Origin of the sequence: Blautia sp. OF09-25XD (assembly GCF_003482095.1) — a bacterium.
Lineage (GTDB): Bacteria > Bacillota > Clostridia > Lachnospirales > Lachnospiraceae > Fusicatenibacter > Fusicatenibacter saccharivorans.
Map to the genome: position 1 here is coordinate 57,421 of NZ_QUMG01000001.1, position 24,010 is coordinate 81,430.

Sequence of the window (24,010 nt, forward strand, 5' to 3'; positions counted from 1 at the left end):
AGAACCGCCGGGTGCGGCATCTTTTCTCCTGTTTTTCATATAATACAGAGAATGCAGAAGAAAGTGCGAAGGGCAGACCATGCGGAGATTCCGAAAAGTGCGGCACGTTCCTCTGCCGCTTCTGGCTGTGATAATGGCGGCTATTCTGTTTGCAGAGCTGGCACGGTGTGAAAGAGAAGGCGCGAAAGAGACAGCGGCGGAAGTAGAAAAAAGTGTGCCCCGCCGTGCGGCGCTGACATTTGATGACGGGCCGAATGCGTGCTATACGCCGGAGGTGCTTGAAATTTTAAAAGAAAATGAAATTCCGGCAACGTTTTTTCTGCAGGGGCAGTGTCTTGCCGGAAACGAAGAAATCGTCCGCCGGATGCATGCGGAAGGCCATCTGATCGGAAATCATACGTTTCATCATGTTCAGCTTACGAAAGTATCAGAAGAGGAAGCGAGGGAGGAGGTCGTGAAAACAAGCAATGCAATCTACGAGATCACAGGGGAATATCCCGTCTATATCCGTCCGCCGTTCGGGGAATGGAGAGAGGGGCTGGACCTTGCAGTGACGATGATCCCGGTACTCTGGGATGTGGATTCCCGCGACTGGGAGAGCCAGAACACCGCGTCGATCTGCAGCGCGGTGCTTCCGAATGTGAAGGATGGCAGCATTATTCTCATGCATGACGGCTACCGCGCGACGGTGGAAGCGCTGCGGCGGATCTTAAAAGAATTAAAAGAAGAGGGATACACGTTTGTGACGGTGCGTGAGCTGATTGAAGAATAGCTTCCGCGGATTCCATCGAACATAGTTGCGGAGAATCCGAGATTAAGGGGTTGAGGATACCCGCCAAAATGTGATAAGATAAAAGGCAGGAAGAAAAATGGGGTGAAAAATACATGGATTTGTTTGATTATATGAAAGAAACCACAATGGAAAAAGAGTCCCCCCTCGCATCGCGCATGCGCCCGACAACGCTGGACGAGGTGGTTGGACAGGAGCACATCATCGGCCCTGGAAAGCTGTTGTACCGTGCGATCAAGGCGGATAAACTCGGCTCCGTCATTTTCTACGGCCCTCCGGGAACGGGAAAAACGACGCTTGCCCGCGTCATCGCCAACACGACAAGCGCAGAGTTTACCCAGCTGAATGCCACGACAGCCGGCAAAAAGGATATGGAAGAAGTCGTAAAAGAAGCGCAGCAGCGGATCGGCATGTACGGCAAAAAGACGATTCTTTTTGTCGACGAGATCCACCGCTTCAACAAGGGACAACAGGATTATCTGCTTCCGTTTGTGGAGGACGGCACACTCGTTCTGATTGGCGCGACGACGGAAAACCCGTATTTCGAGGTCAACGGGGCGCTGATTTCGCGTTCCATTATCTTTGAATTAAAGCCGCTCGAAAAAGAGGACATCGAAAAACTGCTGGAGCGCGCGGTGACGGACCCGGTAAAGGGGCTCGGGACGTACAACGTTGTGCTCGATGCGGATGCAAAAGAGTTCCTCGCCGACATCGCAGGCGGTGACGCGAGAGCGGCCTTAAATGCAATCGAGCTGGGCGTCCTCTCGACGGAACGTCAGGCGGACGGAAAAATCCATATCGATCTCGAAACGGCATCGGAGTGCATCCAGAAGCGCGTCGTGCGGTACGACAAGACGGGCGATCAGCATTACGATACGATCTCTGCATTTATCAAGAGCATGCGTGGTTCTGACCCGGATGCGGCGGTCTTTTATCTGGCCAAAATGCTGTATGCCGGGGAGGATATCAAGTTTATCGCCCGCCGCATCATGATCTGCGCGGCGGAGGATGTCGGCCTTGCCGATCCGAATGCCTTAAATGTAGCAGTTTCCGCGTCCCTTGCCGTGGAACGCGTCGGCATGCCGGAGGCGCAGATTATTCTGGCGGAGGCAGCCACGTATGTTGCCTGTGCACCGAAGAGTAATTCTTCGTGCGAGGCAGTCTTTGCGGCGATGAAGACGGTCGGAAGTGTGCGGACGTCGGTTCCGCCGCATCTGCAGGACGCCCATTACAAAGGTTCTGCCAAACTCGGCCACGGTCAAGGCTATCAGTATGCACATGATTACCCGAATCACTACGTCGAGCAGCAGTATCTGCCGGACGAGATCTTAGGAAGCCGTTTCCTTCATCTTGGAACGAACGGCTATGAGCAGAAGATCCGGGAAAACTTCAAAAAAATTGGAAAAGACATCGAATAAAAGGGGAAGAAATCATGACAGACTGGCTTGGAAAGCCGTATTATTCGCTGGACGCCTATCTGAAAAAGACGTTCGGGGAAAAAGTGTACAAGCTCTCGCTCGACGGCGGGATGACGTGTCCGAACCGGGACGGCACCTGCGGTGACCGGGGCTGCATTTTCTGCAGTGCGGGCGGCTCCGGTGATTTTGCCGGGGACAGAAACAAATCCATCCCGGAACAGATCCGGGAGCAGAAATCCCTCCTGCAGCAAAAGCGGCCGGTGCATAAGTTCATCGCCTATTTCCAGGCGTATACGAACACGTACGCGCCGGTGGAATATCTGGAAAAAATTTTCCGGGAGGCAATTTCGGACGAGGAGGTCGTGGTCCTTTCGATCGGAACGAGACCGGACTGCTTAGGGGAAGAGGTTCTTTCTCTGTTAGAAGAGCTGAACCGGATCAAACCGGTCTGGTTGGAGCTGGGACTGCAGACGATGCATGAAAAAACGGCACAGTATATCCGAAGGGGCTATCCGCTTTCCTGTTTTGAACAGGCAGTAAACGAGCTGCACAGGCGGGGGATTCCCGTGATTGTCCACACGATCCTCGGTCTGCCGGGGGAGGGACAGGAAGAAGTCTTTGCAACAATGGATTACCTGAATGGACTTTCCATTTCCGGCATCAAGCTTCAGCTGCTTCATGTGCTGAAAAACACGGATCTTGCGGCGGACTACGCGGCCGGAAAATTTGAGGTGCTGGAGCAGGAGGCGTATCTTACCCTTGTCATCGACTGTCTGCGGCGCCTCCGTCCCGATCTTGTGATCCACCGTGTGACGGGAGACGGCCCCGGGGATCTTCTGATTGCACCAACATGGAGCCAGGCAAAACGCGCCGTCTTAAATGAGCTGCATCATCGCATGAAAGAAGAACATGCGTATCAGGGACAGCTTCTGGACGAAGAAAAAGGAGGAAACACACCGTGATTGAATCATCCTTTACGTTATACAAACTGATTATTCTCTACATGCTGCAGAATGTGAATTTTCCGCTGTCAAATACACAGATTTCGGATTTTATCCTGGAAAAAGAGTACACGAACTACTTTCATCTCCAGGAGGCGTTAAGCGAGCTGCAGGATACAAAGCTGATCGAGATCGAGAAGGTGCGCAACACCTCGTACTACCACATGACTGAGGAGGGCAGCAAGACGCTTTCCTTCTTCGAAAACGAGATCTCTCCGGAAATCCGGGAGGAAATCGACCGCTATATGAAGGAGCACTCCTATGAACTGCGAAAAAAAGCGTCCGTTGTGGCCGATTACTACAAGACCGCGGGAGATGACTACGAGGTCCGCTGTCAGGCAAGAGAGCGGAAGACGACTATTTTTGAGATTGTCGTGACGGTTCCGTCCGAGGAGGCGGCCAAAAAGATCTGCAGCAACTGGGAAAACCGGAGTCAGAAGATTTATGCTTCGATTATGAATGAACTGTCAAGATAACGATTGACAGGAATGGTGGCATATAATAGAATAAATTAGTATGTCTAAAAAGCATAAACATGGAAAACATAGTAAATAAGATTTTATATTCCAAAGGAGATAAAACTGTGCCTGATTATACAAAAGAAATTGAAAGACGGCGTACCTTTGCCATCATTTCCCACCCGGATGCCGGTAAAACCACACTGACTGAGAAATTCCTGCTGTACGGAGGAGCGATCAATCTCGCCGGTTCCGTAAAAGGAAAAGCGACTGCGCGCCATGCCGTATCCGACTGGATGGAGATCGAGAAAGAGCGTGGTATTTCCGTTACCTCTTCCGTTCTGCAGTTCAATTACGACGGCTACTGCATCAACATTCTGGATACCCCGGGACACCAGGACTTCTCGGAGGATACGTACCGTACCCTGATGGCAGCCGATTCCGCCGTTATGGTGATCGATGCCTCAAAGGGTGTCGAGGCACAGACCAGAAAGCTGTTTAAAGTCTGTGTCATGCGCCACATCCCGATCTTTACCTTCATCAACAAGATGGACCGCGATGCGAACGATACCTTCGAGCTGCTCGACGAGATCGAAAAAGAGCTCGGCATTGCAACCTGCCCGATCAACTGGCCGATCGGTTCCGGAAAGAAATTCCGCGGTGTTTACGACCGTGACAAAAAGAAAGTCCTTACCTTCTCCGATACAATGAAGGGAACGAAGGAAGGTATCGAGGAAGAAATTGATATCGACGATCCGCATCTTCTCGATGTGGTCGATGAGGACCAGAAAGAACAGCTTATGGATGAGATCGAGCTGCTCGACGGCGCAAGTGCAGAGTTTGACCAGGAGCTTGTCAGCAAGGGAGAGCTCTCCCCGGTATTCTTCGGATCTGCGCTCACCAACTTTGGTGTGGAGACTTTTCTGCAGCACTTCCTCACGATGACGATGCCGCCGCTTCCGCGTACGGCAGACTGCGGCGTGATCGATCCGGTCAAAGAGGATTTCTCTGCGTTTGTCTTTAAAATCCAGGCAAACATGAACAAAGCACACCGTGACCGTATCGCATTCATGCGCATCTGCTCCGGCAAATTCGACGCCGGAATGGAAGTCTTCCATGTGCAGGGAGGAAAGAAAATGCGTCTTTCCCAGCCGCAGCAGATGATGGCGAGTGACCGTCATATTGTTGATGAAGCATACGCCGGCGATATCATCGGTGTATTTGACCCGGGCATCTTCTCTATCGGAGATACGATCTGTATGCCGGGCAAAAAATTCGCATACGAGGGAATTCCGACCTTCGCGCCGGAGCATTTTGCAAGAGTGCGCCAGCTCGATACGATGAAGAGAAAACAGTTCGTCAAGGGAATTTCCCAGATTGCACAGGAAGGTGCGATCCAGATTTTCCAGGAGTACAAAGGCGGCATGGAGGAGATCATCGTCGGCGTTGTCGGCGTCCTGCAGTTTGACGTTTTAAAATACCGTCTGGAGAACGAGTACAACGTGGATATCCGTCTGGAGAACCTGCCGTATGAGCACATCCGCTGGATCGCAAACAAAGAGGAGATCAACCTGGACCGTATTCAGGGTACATCCGATATGAAGAAGGTCATGGACCTCAAGGGAAATCCGCTGCTTCTCTTTGTCAATCCGTGGAGTGTCGGCATGGTACAGGATCGAAACAAAGACCTTGTGCTGACCGAATTCAGCAAAAACTAAGAACAAAAGAGCGGGATGCCGCTTAAAAAGGAGAAGGAATGAACTTATTCGATATTCTGGGCCCTGTGATGGTCGGTCCGTCGAGTTCGCACACAGCGGGGGCAGTGCGGATTGGATGGATGACGCAGAAACTTCTCGGGGAACAGCCGGTGGAAGCAAAAATACTGATGTACGGTTCCTTTGCCGCAACGGGAAAGGGTCATGGAACGGACCGCGGTCTCGTCGCGGGTCTTCTCGGCATGCGGCCGGATGACGAGCGGATTCCGGACAGCTTTGAAATTGCCCGGAAGATGGGTCTTTCCTATTCATTCGGCATCGCCAATCTGACGAGTGCCCATCCGAACAGCGTCGTTCTGGAAGTAAAGGGAAAGAGCGGCCGGACGCTCGAGGTGCAGGCGTGCTCCCTTGGCGGCGGCCGTATCATGATCAACCGCCTCGACGGGCTGGATGTCAACTGCAGCTGCGAGATTCCGACCCTGATCGTCCACAATCTGGACCAGCCGGGCCACGTAGCCGAGGTTACGTCGATGCTGGCACATAAGTCAGTCAACATTGCGAATATGTCCCTCTACCGCGACAAGAGAGGCGGATCGGCCGTCATGGTCGTGGAGATGGATCAGCCGCTTCTCAAAGAGTCGCTGGAATGGCTGGAGCATCGTGAGGGCATTGTAAAGGTAACATACATCAACGTAACGGAAGGAGAAGAGGACGATGTTTTATAATTCACTGGAAGAAATTGTCCGGGAGTGCCAGGAAAAAGACCTGCCGTTTGATGAAGTTATCCTTCTGGACGATATGAATGAGAGAAATGTAAGCCGCGAAGAGTCCATTGAGACGATGCGCGGCATGTGGGAAGCCATGAAAGGCGCTGAACGGAATTACGACGGTTCGCTGCAGTCGAGAAGCGGTCTTGTGGGCGGCGCCGGAAAGACGATGCGTGCGTATGTCGAGAGCGGGAACACGCTCTGCGGACCGTTTGTCGGAAAAGTTATGGCATCTGCACTTGCGATGGGTGAGTCAAACGCCTGCATGAAGCGGATCGTTGCAGCACCGACCGCAGGAGCGTGCGGTGTGCTTCCGGCTGTGCTCGTGAATTACCAGAAAGAGAAGGGGACAGCGGATGAGCAGATCGTGCGTGCGCTCTACACGGCAGCCGGTATCGGCCAGGTCGTTGCGGCGCGGGCCTACATTGCGGGCGCTTCCGGCGGCTGCCAGGCCGAAATCGGAACAGCAAGCGCGATGGCGGCAGGCGCACTGACCGCACTTGGCGGCGGCACTCCGTCCCAGATCACGCATGCGGCAGCGATGGCATTAAAGAACCTGCTCGGTCTCGTGTGTGACCCGGTCGGCGGTCTTGTCGAGGTCCCGTGCGTCAAGCGGAATGTGATCGGTTCCGTGAATGCACTTTCTGCGGCGGACATGGCACTTGCGGGAATCATAAGCCGCATTCCGCCGGATCAGGTGATCGATGCGATGCGGGAAGTCGGCGACCAGATGCATCCGAGTCTGCGCGAAACCGGCCAGGGCGGCCTTGCCAACACGCCGGCAGCACGCGAGTGGTGCGCGGCACAGGAAGAAGAATAAAAAAAACTTTTATTTTCGGAAAACTTTTGGTATAATAAAGGAAAGTCAGCCAAGGAGGAGGTTCTTTAAGATGGCAGAGGCAAAAATTCAGAAAAGAAACACTTATACGATATATGATGACGAAGGAATCGGAACCGTGCAGATTGCAGACGAGGTGGTAGCTATTATCGCAGGACTTGCGGCAACGGAAGTGGACGGGGTAGCCTCCATGGCCGGAAATATTACCAACGAATTAGTCAGCAAGCTTGGCATGAAAAATCTTTCCAAGGGTGTCAAAGTTGATGTACTCGACGGCGTTGTCTGCGTGGATCTTGCCCTCAATCTCAAATATGGATACGAGATTCCGGCAACCTGCAAAAACGTACAGGAAAAAGTAAAAACAGCGATCGAGAATATGACAGGCCTGGAAGTTTCCGATGTCAATGTAGCCATTGCAGGCGTGAATATGGAACAGACGAAATAAAAAACAACGAACCGCGAGGGAATAAGGCGACCCCTTACAACCCCGCGGTTCTTGTTAACTATTCAGAGCCAGATGAAATGGAAGAAAAATAGTTAATTAACTATACAGGAAGGAATTAAAACAGACAATGAACAGAAGCAAACTTCGCGAAAATATTTTTAAACTTCTCTATACCGCAGAGTTCCAGGAGAAAGAGGAGATGCCGCAGCAGATGTCTCTTTACTTTACGTACTCTGACGACAACGACGAGGATGAAGAAGTAACCGTAAGCGAAAAAGATCAGACCTATATGGAAGAGAAATACCATCATGTGACCGAGCACATCCCGGAAATCGACGAGATGCTGAACCGTACTTCCGAGGGCTGGAAAACGACCCGTATGGGAAAAGTAGACCTGGCGATCCTACGTCTTGCCGTTTACGAGATGAAATTCGACGAGGACGTTCCGGTCGGTGTAGCCATCAACGAGGCCGTTGAGCTGGCAAAACGCTTCGGCAGAGACCAGTCTCCGTCCTTTATCAACGGTATTCTTGGAAAACTGGCAAGAGAAGAAGATGAGAAATAAAAATCAGAATGTTTACACCGTAGGCCAGGTCAATTCATACATCAAAAACATCTTTGACCAGGACTATATGCTCCGCCGGATTTACGTCAGCGGAGAAGTAAGCAACTGTAAATACCATCCGTCCGGCCACATCTATTTTTCCTTAAAAGATGCGGAAGGAACCATTTCCTGTGTCATGTTCGCCGGTTCGCGGCGCGGCCTTGCCTTCCCGATGCGGGACGGCGATAATGTGATTGTCGGCGGCAGCATCAGCGTCTATGAGCGGGACGGAAAGTATCAGATCTATGCAAAAGAGATCACAAAAGAGGGCGCCGGCCTTTTATACGAAAAGTATCTGGCCCTAAAAGCAGAACTGGAAGAGATGGGCATGTTTGCCCCGGAGTACAAACAGCCGATTCCTGCGTATGTAAAGAAAATCGGTGTTGTCACAGCACCGACGGGAGCTGCTGTGCAGGATATCAAAAACATTGCACTCCGCCGGAATCCCTTTGTCCAGATCATCCTCTACCCGGCCCTGGTGCAGGGAGAGGGAGCGGCGGACAGCATCGTGGAGGGCATCCGCCGTCTGGACGCACTGAATCTGGATGTGCTGATCGTGGGCCGCGGAGGTGGTTCGATCGAGGATCTTTGGGCGTTCAATGAGGAAAAAGTAGCGCGTGCCGTTTTTTCCTGCCATACCCCGGTGATCTCCGCCGTCGGCCATGAGACCGACACAACGATCATCGATTTCGTGGCAGATCTGCGCGCCCCGACCCCGTCCGCAGCGGCGGAGCTGGCGGTCGCTGATGTCCGCGCGGTACTCAACACACTGGAAAATTATAAAAGCCGCATGAACCATGCGATGGCAAACCAGACGCAGAGAGCGAGAAGCCGCCTTCTGCAGTACGAGACAAAGTGGAAGTATCTCGGACCGGAAAATAAGATCCGTGACCAGAGAGCACGCCACGCCGAGCTGGAGCGTCGGTATACAGATGCGATGGAAGAAAAGCTCAAAGAAGCGCGCCACCGCCTTGCCCTTTACATTCAGGCGATGAAGGGTCTGTCCCCGCTGGACAAGCTGAACCAGGGCTATTCCTACGTGGAAAAAGAAGGAAAAGCCATCACTTCGGTGCAGGATGTCAAAGAAGGTGATCTGCTCGAAATCTGTGTATCAGACGGAAAGATCACAGCGCGCGCAGAGAAGACATCGGCCGTATCCTGGATGGAACAATCGTGAAAAAGCAGAGAATCGAGAAAACATGGGAAATATGGAAGCAGAAGAGAGAAAAGAAGAAGGAACCCCTTCCGGTGAGACACTGGAAGCAGCATTTGGAAAACTGGATCAGATGCTCGAAACGCTGGAGAGCAGCGATGTCAGCCTGGAAGACTCCTTTCGTTTATACAAGGAGGGAATGGAGCTTTTGAACGAATGCAGTCAGAAAATTGACCGCGTCGAGAAAAAAATGCTCCAGATGAATGAGGATGGAACATTCAGAGAATTTTAAAGCGGTACTCGAAGAAAAAACGCGGGAAGCGGAAAGTATCATTGCCGCTTACCTGCCGAAAGAGGAAGGCTTTGCAAAGGAACTGGCAAAAGCCATGAATTACAGTATGACAGCGGGCGGAAAGAGGCTTCGTCCGCTGCTTTTGCAGGAGAGTTTCCGTCTGTTCGGCGGAACCGGGGAGGCTGTAAAACCATTTATGGCAGCCATGGAGATGATTCACACCCATTCCCTGATCCACGATGATCTCCCTGCGATCGACAACGATGATTACCGCCGCGGCAGAAAAACGACCCATGTCGTCTTCGGGGAGGCCGTCGGCGTGCTGGCAGGAGACGCCCTTTTAAACTATGCATACGAGACAGCCTGGAAAGCCTTTCCACTGGAGGAGCACACCGACCGCGTAGTACGGGCTTTTGGTATTCTCTGTCAGAAAACCGGAATTTCCGGCATGTTGGGCGGTCAGAGTGTTGACGTGATGAATGAAAAAGCCGGCCATTTCGCCATCGACCGTGAGATGCTGGACTACATTTACGAGAACAAGACTTCGGCGCTTTTAGAGGCTGCCATGATGGCAGGTGCGGCACTTGCAGGAGCAAACGACGATGATCTTGACGCGCTCTGCCGGATTGCCTCCAAAGTCGGAATCGCGTTCCAGATCCGGGACGACATCCTGGATGTCACATCCACGATGGAGGAGCTTGGAAAGCCGGTTTTCAGTGATGAAAAGAATGAAAAAACAACGTATGTGACGATGTTTGGCACAGACGGGGCGGAGCAGGAGGTAAAACGGCTTACGAAAGAGGCCGTAGACGAACTGAAAAATCTGTCCTGTCCGGGAGATAAAATATTTCTGGAAGAGCTGTTTGAATCTCTGACTTCCAGAAAAAAGTAAGGGATGATTTCATGTTAGAAAAAATACAGAAACCAAACGATATTAAGAAGATTCCGGCGGACCAGCTTCCGGCGCTTGCAGAGGAAATCCGGGAATTTATTATCGAGTCTTTGAGTAAAACCGGCGGCCATCTGGCGTCCAATCTTGGTGTCGTGGAACTGACGATTGCGATGCACCGCGTCTTCGATCTTCCAAAAGACAAGCTGATCTGGGATGTGGGACACCAGTCCTACACGCACAAGATTCTGACCGGGCGGAAAGACGGGTTTGAAACGCTGCGCCGGGAAGGCGGCATCAGCGGATTCCCGAAGCGGAGCGAGAGTGACTGCGATGTATTCGACACCGGCCACAGCTCGACCTCGATTTCCGCAGGCGTCGGCTATGTGCGTGCACGGGAACTGAAAAAAGAAAATTATTCCGTTGTTTCGATCATCGGAGATGGTGCGCTGACCGGCGGCATGGCGTACGAGGCGCTGAACAATGCGGCCAGCCTGAAATCGAATTTTATTATCGTTTTAAATGACAACGAAATGTCGATCACCGAGAATGTCGGCGGTATGTCATCGTACCTGTCCGGCCTTCGGACGGCATCGGCGTACACGGATTTCAAGATGGACGTCACAAAGGCATTGAACCGCATTCCGGGCATCGGACCTGGCATGGTGGATGCGATGCGGAAGACGAAAAGCAGCATCAAACAGATCATCATTCCGGGCATGCTGTTTGAGGATATGGGACTTACGTATTTAGGTCCTGTGGACGGCCACAACATTCCGCAGCTGATCAAGACCTTCCAGGAAGCAAAACGGTTTGAAGGACCGATTCTGGTGCATGTCCTGACACAGAAGGGCCGCGGCTATGAGCCGGCGATGCGCCACCCGGCAAGATTCCACGGTGCGGGTCCGTTCGATGTGAAAACAGGATTGCCGGTTGGAAAATCCAATCCGACGTACACGGATGTCTTTTCCACAGTCATGCGGAAAATGGGAGATCGAAGAAAGGATGTTGCGGCAGTCACGGCGGCGATGATGACCGGTGTCGGACTGAAACGCTTCTACAACATGTTCCCGGACCGCTGTTTCGATGTGGGAATCGCAGAAGAGCACGCGGTGACATTTGCAGCGGCACTGTCACTCGGCGGCATTACGCCTGTCGTTGCGATTTATTCTTCATTCCTGCAGCGGGCGTACGATCAGATCATGCATGACGTCTGTATGCAGAATCTCCATGTCGTCTTTGCGATTGACCGCGCCGGTCTTGTGGGCTACGACGGGGAGACACACCACGGCATTTTCGACCTTTCCTATCTGGGTTCGATGCCGAATATGACAATTCTTGCACCGAAGAACCTCTGGGAGCTTTCGGATATGATCAAATTTGCGGTCGATTACGACGGCCCGATCGCGGTGCGCTACCCGAGAGGGGAAGCGTATACGGGATTAAAAGAGTTCCGTGCGCCCATCTGCCTCGGAAAATCAGAAGTGATCCATGAGGGAAGCCGTGTTGCACTTCTTGCCGTCGGCAGTATGGTAAAAATGGCAGAAGAAGTGCAGAAACAGTTAAAAGAGCGGATGGATATGGATGCGGCGCTTGTGAATGCGCGGTTCGTCAAACCAATCGATGAAGAACTTCTTCGAAGCTTTGCCGATACGTATGAGCTTGTCGTAACACTCGAGGAAAATGTAAAAGACGGCGGCTTTGGAGAGCGCGTCCTTGCTTTTGCCGAGGAAGAAGACCTTCCGTTCGGCGTGGAGATCATTGCACTGCCGGACCGCTTTATTCCGCACGGAAGTGTATCATACCAGATGAAACAGGTCGGCTTTACGCCGGAAGATATCTGCGGCAGAATTGAGGAATACTACAGAAAACAGGGGCAGGAAGAAAGATGAAAAAACGATTAGATGTATTACTGGTAGAACGGGGCCTTGCCACATCGCGGGAAAAAGCGAAAGCCATGATTATGGCAGGAGAAGTTCTGGTGGACAATGAGCGGGAGGATAAAGCCGGTTCCATGTTCCCGGAAGAAGTGGAGATTGTCTTAAAAGGAAAACCACTGCCGTATGTGAGCCGCGGCGGCTTAAAATTAGAGAAAGCAATGAAAAACTTTAACCTTACCCTGGATGGAAAGGTCTGCATGGATGTCGGAGCATCCACCGGCGGCTTTACCGACTGTATGCTGCAGAACGGCGCCGTCAAGGTATATTCCGTGGATGTCGGCCACGGCCAGCTCGACTGGAAGCTGCGGAACGATCCGCGCGTTGTCTGCATGGAGCGCACGAACATCCGTTACGTCGTGACGGAGGATATCGAGGAGAGACCGTCCTTCGTATCGATCGACGTATCGTTTATCTCCCTGACCAAGGTGCTGCTTCCGGTTCGAAATCTGATGGAAGAGAACGGCGAAATTGCAGCTCTGATCAAGCCGCAGTTTGAGGCAGGACGCGAAAAAGTCGGCAAAAAAGGTGTTGTCCGTGATCCGGCTGTACACAAAGAAGTCATTGAGATGGTCATTTCCTATGCGAAAAGCATTTCCTTCGGCGTGCGCCATCTGGAATTTTCTCCGATCAAAGGACCGGAGGGAAATATCGAGTATCTCGTTCACCTTGTCCGGCTGCCGGACGGCGTGACAGAGGAAGAGACCAATGTCGATGTAGACGCCGTTGTAAAGAGCGCACACGATACACTGGATAAATAAAAGGGTTAAGGAGCATGATATGGAGCGATTTTACCTGATCACAAACAGAGCAAAAGACCCGGACCTTACCGTGACAGACCAGATCAGGCAATATCTGGAGGAGCGCGGAAAAACGTGTCTTCTCTGCGATAACAGCGAAAAAGGGGAAAAATACCATTATACGGATCCGGCGAAGGTTCCGTCAGATATCGACGGCATTCTGGTGCTCGGTGGTGACGGCACGCTTCTGCAGGCAGCAGGCGACGTGGTGGATTTACAGATTCCACTGCTCGGCATCAATCTGGGAACGCTCGGCTATCTTGCGGAAATCGACCGTGACACGCTTTATCTGGCGCTGGATCATTTGATGGCGGATGAGTATACGATTGAGCACCGCATGATGCTCTGCGGATCGATTTACCGAGACGGAAAGCTGATTGCGGAGGACGCGGCACTCAACGACATTACGATCACCCGTGAGGGAAACCTGCGTGTCGTCCGGTTCGACAATTACGTCAACGGGGAGTTTTTAAATTCCTACAGCGCCGATGGCATCATCATCGCAACGCCGACCGGTTCGACCGGCTACAGCCTCTCCGCGGGCGGCCCGATCATCTCACCGTCAGCCAGCCTGATGCTGATGACACCGCTTGCCCCGCACACCCTGAATACGAGAAGCATTGTCTTTCCGGCAGAGGATGTGATCGAGGTGGAGCTCGGGCCTTCGAGAGACGGCGGCATTGAACAGGGCATGGCATATTTTGACGGCGACACCCGCGTTCCGATGAAAACCGGCGACCGGATCGTGATCAAAAAGGCCAGACGGGATACTCTGATTGTGAAAATCAGCAACATCAGTTTTCTGGAGACATTAAGAAAGAAAATGGCAAACATTTAAGATATAGTTACTGGGGAAGGATGCTTGAAATGAAAATCGCGAGACATGCACAGATTATCAAATTAATTAACCAATATGATATTGAAACACAGGAGGAGCTGGCAAAGAAGCTGGAGGAGAGCGGCTTTGCCGTAACGCAGGCGACGATTTCGAGGGATATCCGCCAGCTGAAGCTCACAAAAGTACCAAAAGAGAACGGCGGAAGCCGCTATGCGGTTCTGCAGAACGCACCGTCCGAGGTTGGGAGCCGCTATGCGCGCGTGTTAAAAGACGCGTTTATTTCTGTTGATCTTGCCAAAAATATTCTGGTCATCAAAACCGTGTCTGGAATGGCGATGGCGGCGGCAGCGGCTTTCGATGAGATGAACTGGAATGAAATTGTCGGCTGCATCGGCGGAGACGATACGATTCTCTGCGTGGCAAGAGACGATGATGCGGCGCTTGTGGCAGCAGAACGACTGAAAAAAATGGTGGACGGCATGGAGGAGACGGGCGAAGAGTTCTAAAGAACGCACGTCTCTGCAAAAAGAGACAAAAAGATGACAGCAGGTGTGACACCGGAGGAAAAGAATGCTCACAAACTTACACGTAAAAAATCTGGCCCTGATCGACGAAGCGGAAGTGGAGTTCGGTCCGGGCCTGAATATACTGACCGGAGAAACCGGAGCCGGAAAATCCATCCTGATCGGTTCGATCAACGCGGCGCTTGGAAAGAAGATATCCCGCGAGATGATCCGGACGGGAGAGACAAGCGCGCTGGTGGAACTGGTCTTTGAAACCGAAAATCCGCATGTGCTGGAGCTGTTAAAAGAGACGGATCTCGAGGCGGAGGAGGGACAGGTGATTATTTCCAGAAAGATCACCGGATCCCGCAGCGTCTGCCGCATCAATGGCGAGGCATGCAATATCTCGCAGGTAAAAGCTCTTGCGTCCCTGCTGCTCGACATCCACGGCCAGCATGAGCACCAGTCGCTGCTCTATCCGGACCGGCAGATCGCGATTCTTGACGCGTTTGCGGGAACCGAGGCGGCCACGGCAAAAGGAGAGGTCCGGGCGCTGTACCAGGAGTGGAAGAATGTCCGAAAGGAGCTCTCGGCGTACGAACTCGACGAGGAGGCAAGAAAGCGGGAGGCAGCATTTCTTACGTTTGAAATCAACGAGATTGATCAGGCAGAGCTAAAAGAGGGCGAGGACGAAGCGTTGGAAACTGCGTACCGGAAAATGGGCCATGCGAAAAAGATCGCGGAATCTCTGCAGACGGTATATGCGATCACCGGCTACGGTGCAGAGAACAGCGCCGGGGAGCAGGTCGGCCGCGCAATCCGGGAGCTGCAGCAGGCCGCGGTGTACGACGATGCACTTTCCGGTCCGTCGCAGACCCTTTCCGATATTGACGGACTGCTGAATGATTTCAACCGCGAAATTTCCGCATATCTTTCCGAACTGACCTTTTCTGAAGAAGAGTATTACGAGACGGAAAAGCGGCTCGATGAGATCAACCGCCTGAAAGCAAAGTATGGAAAGACGATGGAAGAGATCACCGCATACCGCGAAGAACAGCAGAAAAAACTGGAAAAACTGGAAAATTTTGAGAGCTGCCGTGCCGCACTGCAGGAGCAGTTACAGAAAACGGAGCAGAAACTGGATGCGGCCGCACATAATCTGTCCAAAATCCGCAGAAACTATGCAAAACGGCTCGAAACACAGATTATCGAAGGTCTGCGCGACCTGAATTTCCTGCATGTCGCATTTGAAATTTCATTTGAAAAGACAAAAAGCTACACCGAAAACGGAACCGATGCTGTGGAGTTCTTAATCTCCACAAACCCGGGCGAAGCGATCCGTCCGCTGGCGAAAGTTGTTTCCGGCGGTGAACTGTCGCGAATCATGCTTGCAATCAAGACGATTCTTGCCGACCGCGACGAGACAGAAACCCTGATTTTCGATGAAATCGACACCGGAATCAGCGGAAGGACGGCGCAGAAAGTTTCCGAAAAAATGGCACAGATCGGGCAGCGCCATCAGGTCATCTGCATCACCCATCTGCCGCAGATCGCAGCGATGGCAGATTCTCATTTTGAAATCGAAAAAAACGTCGAAGAAAACGAGACCGTCACATCGATCCATCCATTATCCGAGGAAGATTCTGTCAGAGAACTGGCAAGAATGCTCGGCGGCGCGAAAATTACGGATTCTGTTCTGGCAAATGCCAGCGAGATGAAGGAATTGGCACAGGTACAAAAATCTGCAAGACTCAAATAAAGAGAAGTCCGCATACTAAGAGGGAAATCACGAAACAAAGCGTGGTTTCCCTCTTTTTCGCGGGCGGCGAGTCAAAGTCCGTGCCTGCACGAGAACTTGACGACCGCCGCGAAAACAAAAGAAATGCCGCAGTTCTGCCCTGCGGCGGAAAGGATGGGAATGCAAATGACGAGAAAACAAAAATACCGAAGAGTCCTGCTTGCGCTGGCGGCGCTGTTTCTGATCCTCGCTGTTCTTCTTGGCTACGATGCCATGCGCGAATCCCTGCCGGATACGATGTATGTGGATGAGAACAGCGAAAGCCCGTTTCAGCCGCTCACGAAACATCCGCTTCTGACGATTTCGGAAGATACGAAGGAAGCAGAAAAAACCGAATTCGGAGAAACGGGAGAAACGGTTGTAGAATGTTCCGCCGCCGGGATCCCGCTGAAAAAGATCCGTGTGATCCAGGAAGAACGGCCGAAAGTTGCCGTCTGCGGCGCGCCGGTCGGTATCTATATGGAGACCGACGGTGTGATGGTGATCCGTACAGCCGAAATCCGTTCGTCCGACGGAACCGTCAGCCGTCCGTCAGAAAATATTCTGCGGGAAGGCGACTATATCACAAAAGTAAACGGACAGAGCATCCGCAGCAAGCAGGAGCTGATTGATGCAGTAAAAGTATCAAACGGTTCTCCGGTGTGTCTTTCCCTGCTTCGGGACGGGGAAACGATCGAGGTGCAGGTGACACCGCAGAAAAGCCAGGACGGCACCTGCCGCCTCGGGGCCTGGGTCCGCGACAATATGCAGGGAATCGGAACACTGACTTTCGTGGAACCGGACGGAACCTTTGCAGCGCTCGGCCATGGAATCAGTGATGTCGATACCGGAAAAATGCTCCAATTGAACGGCGGAGAACTGTATCTGACACAGATTCTGTCTGTGATCCCGGGAAAAGCGGGTGTACCGGGTGAACTGCAGGGCGTGATCCATTACGAAGAAAAGAACCGTATCGGGTTAGTGGCGGAGAATACCATCTACGGTATCCACGGCGTTCTGGACAGGGAAAAAAGCAGTGCACTGCCGCTTACCGTGACGGAAATTGCCTACCGGCAGGAGATCGAGACGGGCCCGGCCACCGTGCGGATGTGCGTGGACAATACGGTAGAAGAGTATGAGGCGGAGATTACGGAAATCGATCTTGGAAGCGAGAATACGAACAAAAATTTTGTGCTCGAAATTACCGATCAACGGCTGCTACAGAAAACCGGCGGCATCGTACAGGGAAATTCCGGCTCGCCGGTGCTCCAGAACGGAAGGCTGATCGGCGCCATTACCCATGTTTTCGTAAACCATCCAGAAAAAGGCTACGGTGTCTTTGCGGAAAACATGCTTGCACGGAACTGAAAAAATATGCGTTAATTTGGTTGAAATTGTTACAAACTTCCGAATTTTTACGGAAAATGTCGATCGAATTTTCAAAAATTTACGGGAAATATATTGAAAATGCGAAAAAATAAAATTATAATGTCTGTGTGATTGGAAAAAGTTCAGAAGAAAACGGATGCAGTGAAATTCCGGAAAGACTATGAGTTTTTGCAAAGGAGAGCTTTATGGAAAAGATCAACATTGCCATCGCGGATGATAACGAACGCATGCAGGAAATGCTTGGGAACGTCATAAAACAGGATGACACGCTTGAACTGATCGGGCAGACCGGAAACGGAAATGATATCTACAGTATCATCCGCGACAAAGAACCGGACGTCGTACTGCTTGACATTTTCATGCCGAAGATGGATGGTCTGACTGTAATGGAGAAAGTCAATGAGGATAAAAATCTGAAAAAAAGACCTGCCTTTATCGTTGTCTCCGCCGTAGGAGAGGAGAGGATCACCGAAGATGCGTTCCGGCTCGGCGCTTACTATTACGTCTTAAAACCGTTCGACAACGAAACTCTTCTGAACCGGATCAAAGCAACAAAAGGAATGACAGCAGTAAGAAGATACCATCCAAGAAATTTTACAAACCCCGGAAAAGAGCCGATCTGTCCGCCGGAAAACAGTCTGGAAATCGATGTGACAAATATGATCCACGAGATCGGCGTTCCTGCCCATATCAAAGGATACCAGTACCTGCGCGATGCGATTCTGCTTTCCGTAGAGGACACGGAAATGCTTAATTCCATTACCAAGATTCTCTATCCGACCATCGCGAAACGCCACCAGACAACGTCAAGTCGTGTCGAGCGTGCCATCCGCCATGCGATTGAAGTGGCCTGGAGCCGCGGCAAAATGGACACAATCGACGAGCTGTTTGGCTATACCGTGAACAACCGCAAGGGTAAACCGACAAATTCTGAATTTATTGCATTAATTGCAGATAAAATACGTCTTGAACTGAAAAATCAGTAAAAAGTAACAAAAAAATCCGAACAAACGGAGAAATTACAGAAGTTTAGACTTTTTTTTCTGGACAAAGTACGGTATAATACAGACAGGACGTTGATTATCCTTTCGCGTTTCATAGGATCGTGACAAAAAGGAAGGAATTACAGAAAAACAAAGATGCGATAATCAGCATGAAATTACAGGAGGATTCTTTTCATGAAAAATATTTTGTTCGTGGCTTCAGAGTGTGTACCGTTCATCAAAACAGGCGGTCTGGCGGATGTAGTAGGTTCTCTGCCGAAATACTTCCCGAAAGAGTATTTTGATGTGCGCGTGGTGATTCCAAAATACGCAGGAATCAAAGAACAGTTTAAAAATCAGATGCAGTATGTGACAAACTTCTACATGGATCTGAACTGGAGACAGCAGTATGTCGGCATTTTCGAGATGGAATATGAAGGCATCAAATTCTACTTTATCGACAACGAGGAGCATTTCGGAGGAAGCACTCCATATGCGGGCATGCCGTGGGATCTGGAAAAATTTGCTTACTTCAGTAAAGCAGCGCTTTCCATTTTACCGACCATCGGCTTCCGCCCGGATCTCATCCACTGCCACGACTGGCAGACCGGTCTCGTTCCGGTTTACCTGCACGAGCGTTTCCAGGCAGATGAATTCTATCGGGGAATCAAAACCGTCATGACGATCCACAACCTGAAATTCCAGGGCATCTGGGACCGCAAGACGATTCAGAGCATTACCGGCCTTTCCGACTACTACTTCACACCGGATAAGCTGGAGTTCAAACACGATGCCAGCTACTTGAAGGGCGGTCTGGTTTACGCAGATGCGATCACCACCGTCAGCAATACATACGCGCAGGAGATTCAGACCCCGTTCTATGGCGAAGGACTCGACGGTCTGATGTGTGCAAGAGCAAACGATCTGCGCGGTATTGTAAACGGACTCGACTACAATGAGTGGAACCCGGAGACAGACGCTCAGATTGCAAAGAATTTCAATGTAAAGAACTTCCGTAAAGAGAAAGTGAAAAATAAACTGGCACTGCAGGAGGAGTTAGGACTCGAGGTCAATCCGAAGACGATGATGATCGGTATCGTATCCCGTCTGACCGATCAGAAGGGCTTCGACCTCATCAGCTATATGATGGATGAGATGTGCCAGGATGCCGTACAGTTTGTGATCCTTGGAACCGGCGAGGAGCGCTACGAGAACATGTTCCGCCACTTCGCATGGAAATATGACAAGAAGGTTTCGGCAAACATCTACTATTCCGATGCAATGTCGCACAAGATCTATGCATCCTGCGATGCCTTCCTGATGCCGTCCCTGTTTGAGCCATGCGGACTCTCCCAGCTCATGAGCCTCCGCTACGGAACCCTTCCGATCGTCCGCGAGACCGGCGGCCTCAAAGACACCGTAGAGCCGTACAATGAGTACGAGGGAACAGGAACTGGATTCAGCTTCACAAACTACAATGCGCATGAGATGATGGGTACCGTGCGGTACGCAGAGCGCATCTATTACGACAAAAAACGCGAGTGGAACAAGATGATCGACCGCGCAATGGTACAGGATTTCTCCTGGGCGAATTCCGCAAAACAGTACGAGGAAATGTACAACTGGTTGATCGGATAAGCTGGTCTGCATTCTGAAAAATAAGAAAAAAATCCCGAAATGGCAGAAGAGGAAAGAAAAGCCGTTTCGGGATTTTTTTGCAGTATTTTTGGGTTGCAGCAAGAGAGTGGAATATGCTACACTTGTGCATAAGGATATATTCGAAGCAGCTCCGGTGCAGAGGATTTGGGAGCTGAAAAAAGACACAAGAAAAACAGTTGACAACAAAGCAGATTTGTAATAGTATGTATACAGAAGCGAACGGACGTTCGCGTGGTAAGGAGAATATTCAGTATGGGAAATAATAACGAAGATAAACTGCGTGCACTCGATGCCGCACTTGGACAGATTGAAAAACAGTACGGAAAAGGAGCTGTCATGAAGCTCGGAGATTCCGCAGCAAACATGAACGTGGAAACCATCCCGACCGGCTCTTTAAGCCTGGATATCGCACTCGGTCTTGGCGGTGTGCCGAAGGGAAGAATTATTGAGGTATATGGACCGGAGTCTTCCGGTAAAACAACCGTAGCGCTCCACATGGTAGCCGAAGTACAGAAACGCGGCGGAATCGCCGGCTTCATCGATGCAGAGCATGCGCTCGATCCGGCCTATGCCAAAAACATCGGTGTTGATATTGAAAACCTTTATATCTCACAGCCGGACAACGGCGAGCAGGCACTTGAGATCACCGAGACGATGGTCCGTTCCGGTGCGGTAGACATCATCATCGTGGACTCTGTTGCAGCCCTCGTTCCAAAAGCCGAGATCGACGGCGACATGGGAGATTCCCACGTCGGACTGCAGGCGCGTCTGATGTCTCAGGCACTCCGGAAACTGACTGCAGCGATCAGCAAATCCAATTGTATTGTTATCTTTATCAACCAGCTGCGTGAAAAAGTCGGTGTCATGTTCGGAAATCCGGAGACCACAACCGGCGGCCGTGCACTGAAATTCTATTCTTCCATCCGTCTCGATGTCAGAAGAATTGAAGCCTTAAAGCAGGGCGGAGAGATGGTCGGAAACCGTACCAGAATCAAAGTCGTGAAAAACAAAGTAGCTCCGCCGTTCCGCGAGGCAGAATTTGATATCATGTTCGGAAAAGGAATCTCCAAAGAAGGAGATGTTCTGGATCTGGCAGCTTCCGTCGGCATCGTACAGAAGAGCGGCGCATGGTTCGCATACGGCGGCGACAAGATCGGCCAGGGACGCGAAAATGCGAAAGCATACCTGCGCGAGCATCCGGAAATCATGGATGAGATCGAGCACAAAGTGCGCGTGGCTTACGGCCTGATCAAGGAAGAAGCGCCGGAAGGCACAGAAGAAACAGCAGCAGTTCCGGAAACCGAAGGAGACGACGAATAAATGTTTGTGACAGAGATTCGTCCTCTGAATAAAAAGAAATCACGGATCCTCTTCGATGACGGAGAGGATCTGGTTCTTTATAACGGGGAAATCCGCGCTTCCCGCATCAAAGAGCAGGAGGAGCTTCCCGATGAGGTTTACGAAAAGCTGGCAGGGGAAGTGCTGACTAAAAGGGCCAAACACCGCGCGATGTATCTGCTGCTCAGACAGATGCGGACGAAAAAAGAGCTGGAAGATAAGTTACGAAAAGACGGCTATCCCGAGAGAGCCATTGAAGAGGCTGTCTCGTACGTGGAGAGCTTTCACTATATCGACGACCGCGCATACGTGGAGCAGTATCTTGCGGGCAGCGGTGCGAAAAAAGGGAAAAAGGCAGTCCTCTATGCGCTGGCACAGAAAGGCGTGGACCGGGAACTGGTGGAATCCGTCCTGGAAGAGCAGGAGGATGCCCGCGATGAGTATGAACTTGCAAAAAGTGCCGCCTTCGCAAAGCTCGGCACGCCGCACCGGCTGGATGAAAAAGAGTACCGCCGTGCCGCCGGTTTTCTGACGCGGAAGGGATTCGGCAGTTCCGAAATCCGTCGGGCACTGGAAGAATACCAAGATTCCGCTGACGAAGAATCCTGAATATTCCCGGCGATTCCGCCACATGCCGCGAAATTATGTGCAATAAATTACATGAATATTTTTAAAACATTGACAAATTTGTGAAAACAGTATAAAATTGTAGTGTTGTAAATGTGCAATGAAAACTAAATAAGGAGGTGCTCCGGTAATGGGTACAGGTATTACAATTCTGCTGGTATTCATTGCTGTAGTAGTCACGCTGCTTATTGCGGTTCCTGTTACCAGGAAAATTGCTGTGGACAATAAAATCAAGCAGGATGCTGAAAAAATTGGCACAGCGGAAGAAAAGGCGAGAAACATCATAGATGAAGCACTGAAAACTGCCGAAACTAAGAAACGGGAAGCCCTGCTGGAGGCGAAGGAGGAGTCTCTTCGTACGAAGAATGAAGTAGAAAAAGAGACCCGAGAGCGCAGAGCGGAACTGCAGAAATATGAGAAGCGCGTTTTATCGAAAGAAGAATCTGTAGATAAAAAAGCGGACGTATTGGAGCGTCGTGAAAACGAAATTGCAGCAAAAGAGGCAAGCGTCAGAAGGAAAGAAAAGGAAGTAGACGGTCTACACGAAAAAGGAGTACAGGAACTGGAAAGAATTTCCGGTTTTACCTCCGAGGAAGCAAAAGAGTATCTGTTAAAATCTGTGGAAGACGAAGTAAAAATCGACACAGCAAAGCTCTACAAAGAGCTGGAGAGCAGAGCAAAAGAGGAAGCAGGCCGTAAGGCAAAAGAGTATGTGGTAACAGCTATTCAGAAATGTGCTGTCGATCACGTATCCGAGAGTACCATCTCCGTGGTACAGCTTCCGAGCGATGAAATGAAAGGCCGCATCATCGGTCGTGAAGGACGAAACATCCGTACACTCGAAACCATGACAGGCGTTGACCTGATCATCGACGATACACCGGAAGCAGTCGTTCTTTCCTCATTCGATCCGATTCGCCGTGAGGTGGCAAGAATTGCTCTGGAAAAACTGATCGTAGACGGAAGAATCCATCCGGCCCGCATCGAAGAGATGGTAGAAAAGGCCCGCAAAGAAGTAGAACAGAATATTCGCGAGGAAGGCGAGGCAGCCGCACTGGAAGTCGGTGTACACGGACTTCATCCGGAGCTGATCCGTCTCCTTGGAAGAATGAAATTCCGTTCCAGCTACGGACAGAATGCATTAAAGCATTCGATCGAGGTAGCACAGCTTTCCGGTCTCCTCGCAGGAGAGGTAGGATGCGATGTCCGCATGGCAAAACGTGCCGGACTGCTTCATGATATCGGTAAATCCATCGACCATGAGGTAGAAGGATCTCACATTCAGATCGGTGCAGATCTCTGCAAAAAGTACAAAGAATCTCAGATTGTGATCAACACAGTAGAATCACATCACGGGGATGTAGAGCCCCAGTCTTTGATTGCATGTATCGTTCAGGCAGCGGATGCAATTTCCGCAGCAAGACCGGGTGCAAGAAGAGAAACACTCGAAACATATACCAACAGATTAAAACAGTTGGAAGACATCACGAATTCGTTCAAGGGTGTCGAAAAATCTTTTGCTATTCAGGCTGGTAGAGAAGTCCGCATCATGGTTGTTCCTGAGCAGGTATCCGATTCTGAAATGGTACTGCTCGCAAGGGATATCTCGAAACAGATCGAAGCTGAACTGGAATACCCGGGACAGATCAAGGTCAATGTTATCCGCGAGAGCCGTGTAACGGATTACGCGAAATAAAAGACTTTCTACGAAACAATTTAATAACGAAATCAAAAAGAGGCTGTGGACATGAGCAATCATGTTCCACAGCCTTTTCAGTGTGTATAAGAA

At 50.9% G+C, this 24,010-nt stretch carries 23 protein-coding genes; all 23 read left to right on the forward strand.

Annotated elements, in window-relative coordinates; translation table 11 throughout:
• Positions 1-97 precede the first annotated feature (97 nt).
• The 23 genes from DXA93_RS00335 to rny all read left to right on the forward strand — a co-directional run bounded on the left by DXA93_RS00335 (position 98) and on the right by rny (position 23,917).
• Positions 98-772 (forward strand): polysaccharide deacetylase family protein, encoded by a 675-nt coding sequence (locus DXA93_RS00335; protein ID WP_158583247.1) that lies wholly within the window; start codon positions 98-100, stop codon positions 770-772.
• Positions 773-885: 113 nt separating this feature from the next.
• Positions 886-2,208: a replication-associated recombination protein A gene (locus tag DXA93_RS00340; RefSeq protein ID WP_022462529.1), complete on the forward strand. Its 1,323-nt coding sequence runs from the start codon at positions 886-888 to the stop codon at positions 2,206-2,208.
• A 14-nt stretch (positions 2,209-2,222) separates the two neighbouring features.
• Entirely contained in the window at positions 2,223-3,170 is a 948-nt protein-coding gene (locus tag DXA93_RS00345) for a TIGR01212 family radical SAM protein (protein WP_022462530.1), read from the forward strand.
• Positions 3,167-3,685, forward strand: a complete 519-nt coding sequence (locus DXA93_RS00350) for a DUF4364 family protein (protein ID WP_022462531.1) — start codon at positions 3,167-3,169, stop codon at positions 3,683-3,685. Before DXA93_RS00345 ends, DXA93_RS00350 begins: the two co-directional genes overlap by 4 nt.
• Before the next feature lie 107 nt (positions 3,686-3,792).
• Entirely contained in the window at positions 3,793-5,385 is a 1,593-nt protein-coding gene (locus DXA93_RS00355) for a peptide chain release factor 3 (RefSeq protein WP_022462532.1), read from the forward strand.
• Between the two features lie 38 nt (positions 5,386-5,423).
• Positions 5,424-6,107 (forward strand): L-serine ammonia-lyase, iron-sulfur-dependent subunit beta, encoded by a 684-nt coding sequence (gene sdaAB / locus DXA93_RS00360; protein ID WP_119207611.1) that lies wholly within the window; start codon positions 5,424-5,426, stop codon positions 6,105-6,107.
• The gene (sdaAA, locus tag DXA93_RS00365) at positions 6,097-6,969 is read left to right on the forward strand and encodes an L-serine ammonia-lyase, iron-sulfur-dependent, subunit alpha (RefSeq protein ID WP_117760404.1); all 873 of its coding nucleotides are present in this window, start codon (positions 6,097-6,099) and stop codon (positions 6,967-6,969) included. Before sdaAB ends, sdaAA begins: the two co-directional genes overlap by 11 nt.
• 70 nt (positions 6,970-7,039) lie before the next feature.
• A complete protein-coding gene (locus DXA93_RS00370; protein WP_022463352.1) occupies positions 7,040-7,432 on the forward strand; it encodes an Asp23/Gls24 family envelope stress response protein in 393 nt (130 codons plus the stop codon).
• Positions 7,433-7,559: 127 nt separating this feature from the next.
• Positions 7,560-7,997 (forward strand): transcription antitermination factor NusB, encoded by a 438-nt coding sequence (gene nusB / locus DXA93_RS00375; RefSeq protein WP_022463351.1) that lies wholly within the window; start codon positions 7,560-7,562, stop codon positions 7,995-7,997.
• Positions 7,987-9,213, forward strand: a complete 1,227-nt coding sequence (xseA, locus tag DXA93_RS00380; protein ID WP_022463350.1) for an exodeoxyribonuclease VII large subunit — start codon at positions 7,987-7,989, stop codon at positions 9,211-9,213. The genes nusB and xseA overlap by 11 nt, the downstream gene beginning before the upstream one ends.
• A gap of 22 nt (positions 9,214-9,235) precedes the next feature.
• Positions 9,236-9,481, forward strand: a complete 246-nt coding sequence (gene xseB, locus DXA93_RS00385) for an exodeoxyribonuclease VII small subunit (protein WP_226906307.1) — start codon at positions 9,236-9,238, stop codon at positions 9,479-9,481.
• Positions 9,459-10,373 carry a polyprenyl synthetase family protein gene (locus tag DXA93_RS00390; protein WP_330415388.1) on the forward strand — a complete coding sequence of 305 codons (915 nt, stop codon included), beginning with the start codon at positions 9,459-9,461 and terminating at the stop codon, positions 10,371-10,373. The genes xseB and DXA93_RS00390 overlap by 23 nt, the downstream gene beginning before the upstream one ends.
• Positions 10,374-10,384: 11 nt before the next feature.
• The gene (dxs, locus tag DXA93_RS00395) at positions 10,385-12,262 is read left to right on the forward strand and encodes a 1-deoxy-D-xylulose-5-phosphate synthase (protein WP_117800839.1); all 1,878 of its coding nucleotides are present in this window, start codon (positions 10,385-10,387) and stop codon (positions 12,260-12,262) included.
• Positions 12,259-13,068 (forward strand): TlyA family RNA methyltransferase, encoded by an 810-nt coding sequence (locus tag DXA93_RS00400; protein WP_022463346.1) that lies wholly within the window; start codon positions 12,259-12,261, stop codon positions 13,066-13,068. The genes dxs and DXA93_RS00400 overlap by 4 nt, the downstream gene beginning before the upstream one ends.
• A 19-nt stretch (positions 13,069-13,087) precedes the next feature.
• Positions 13,088-13,945: an NAD(+)/NADH kinase gene (locus DXA93_RS00405; RefSeq protein WP_055218241.1), complete on the forward strand. Its 858-nt coding sequence runs from the start codon at positions 13,088-13,090 to the stop codon at positions 13,943-13,945.
• 29 nt (positions 13,946-13,974) lie between these two features.
• Complete coding sequence (gene argR, locus DXA93_RS00410; RefSeq protein WP_055218239.1) at positions 13,975-14,451, forward strand: arginine repressor; 477 nt, start codon at positions 13,975-13,977, stop codon at positions 14,449-14,451.
• A 64-nt stretch (positions 14,452-14,515) separates the two neighbouring features.
• A complete protein-coding gene (gene recN / locus DXA93_RS00415; protein ID WP_119207612.1) occupies positions 14,516-16,207 on the forward strand; it encodes a DNA repair protein RecN in 1,692 nt (563 codons plus the stop codon).
• Between the two features lie 165 nt (positions 16,208-16,372).
• Positions 16,373-17,593 carry a SpoIVB peptidase gene (gene spoIVB, locus DXA93_RS00420; protein ID WP_158583248.1) on the forward strand — a complete coding sequence of 407 codons (1,221 nt, stop codon included), beginning with the start codon at positions 16,373-16,375 and terminating at the stop codon, positions 17,591-17,593.
• 206 nt (positions 17,594-17,799) lie between these two features.
• Complete coding sequence (gene spo0A, locus DXA93_RS00425; protein WP_055218233.1) at positions 17,800-18,600, forward strand: sporulation transcription factor Spo0A; 801 nt, start codon at positions 17,800-17,802, stop codon at positions 18,598-18,600.
• Between the two features lie 192 nt (positions 18,601-18,792).
• A complete protein-coding gene (gene glgA, locus DXA93_RS00430; protein ID WP_118697201.1) occupies positions 18,793-20,235 on the forward strand; it encodes a glycogen synthase GlgA in 1,443 nt (480 codons plus the stop codon).
• Positions 20,236-20,508: 273 nt separating this feature from the next.
• Positions 20,509-21,576: a recombinase RecA gene (gene recA, locus DXA93_RS00435; protein WP_022463338.1), complete on the forward strand. Its 1,068-nt coding sequence runs from the start codon at positions 20,509-20,511 to the stop codon at positions 21,574-21,576.
• Positions 21,577-22,203, forward strand: coding sequence for a regulatory protein RecX (locus DXA93_RS00440; RefSeq protein ID WP_117760399.1), 627 nt, complete (start codon positions 21,577-21,579; stop codon positions 22,201-22,203).
• Positions 22,204-22,351: 148 nt separating this feature from the next.
• A complete protein-coding gene (rny, locus tag DXA93_RS00445) occupies positions 22,352-23,917 on the forward strand; it encodes a ribonuclease Y (protein WP_119207614.1) in 1,566 nt (521 codons plus the stop codon).
• Positions 23,918-24,010: the final 93 nt, after the last annotated feature.

Bases quoted from the DNA above. Each gene is read 5' to 3' on its own strand.
- DXA93_RS00370 (WP_022463352.1), top strand. From the start codon at position 7,040: ATGGCAGAGGCAAAAATTCAGAAAAGAAACACTTATACGATATATGAT.
- DXA93_RS00345 (WP_022462530.1), top strand. From the start codon at position 2,223: ATGACAGACTGGCTTGGAAAGCCGTATTATTCGCTGGACGCCTATCTG.
- xseA (WP_022463350.1), top strand. From the start codon at position 7,987: ATGAGAAATAAAAATCAGAATGTTTACACCGTAGGCCAGGTCAATTCA.
- dxs (WP_117800839.1), top strand. From the start codon at position 10,385: ATGTTAGAAAAAATACAGAAACCAAACGATATTAAGAAGATTCCGGCG.
- DXA93_RS00340 (WP_022462529.1), top strand. From the start codon at position 886: ATGGATTTGTTTGATTATATGAAAGAAACCACAATGGAAAAAGAGTCC.
- DXA93_RS00440 (WP_117760399.1), top strand. From the start codon at position 21,577: ATGTTTGTGACAGAGATTCGTCCTCTGAATAAAAAGAAATCACGGATC.
- DXA93_RS00400 (WP_022463346.1), top strand. From the start codon at position 12,259: ATGAAAAAACGATTAGATGTATTACTGGTAGAACGGGGCCTTGCCACA.
- recN (WP_119207612.1), top strand. From the start codon at position 14,516: ATGCTCACAAACTTACACGTAAAAAATCTGGCCCTGATCGACGAAGCG.
- DXA93_RS00405 (WP_055218241.1), top strand. From the start codon at position 13,088: ATGGAGCGATTTTACCTGATCACAAACAGAGCAAAAGACCCGGACCTT.
- glgA (WP_118697201.1), top strand. From the start codon at position 18,793: ATGAAAAATATTTTGTTCGTGGCTTCAGAGTGTGTACCGTTCATCAAA.
- recA (WP_022463338.1), top strand. From the start codon at position 20,509: ATGGGAAATAATAACGAAGATAAACTGCGTGCACTCGATGCCGCACTT.
- sdaAB (WP_119207611.1), top strand. From the start codon at position 5,424: ATGAACTTATTCGATATTCTGGGCCCTGTGATGGTCGGTCCGTCGAGT.
- argR (WP_055218239.1), top strand. From the start codon at position 13,975: ATGAAAATCGCGAGACATGCACAGATTATCAAATTAATTAACCAATAT.
- DXA93_RS00390 (WP_330415388.1), top strand. From the start codon at position 9,459: ATGGAACATTCAGAGAATTTTAAAGCGGTACTCGAAGAAAAAACGCGG.
- sdaAA (WP_117760404.1), top strand. From the start codon at position 6,097: ATGTTTTATAATTCACTGGAAGAAATTGTCCGGGAGTGCCAGGAAAAA.
- spo0A (WP_055218233.1), top strand. From the start codon at position 17,800: ATGGAAAAGATCAACATTGCCATCGCGGATGATAACGAACGCATGCAG.
- rny (WP_119207614.1), top strand. From the start codon at position 22,352: ATGGGTACAGGTATTACAATTCTGCTGGTATTCATTGCTGTAGTAGTC.
- spoIVB (WP_158583248.1), top strand. From the start codon at position 16,373: ATGACGAGAAAACAAAAATACCGAAGAGTCCTGCTTGCGCTGGCGGCG.
- xseB (WP_226906307.1), top strand. From the start codon at position 9,236: ATGGGAAATATGGAAGCAGAAGAGAGAAAAGAAGAAGGAACCCCTTCC.
- nusB (WP_022463351.1), top strand. From the start codon at position 7,560: ATGAACAGAAGCAAACTTCGCGAAAATATTTTTAAACTTCTCTATACC.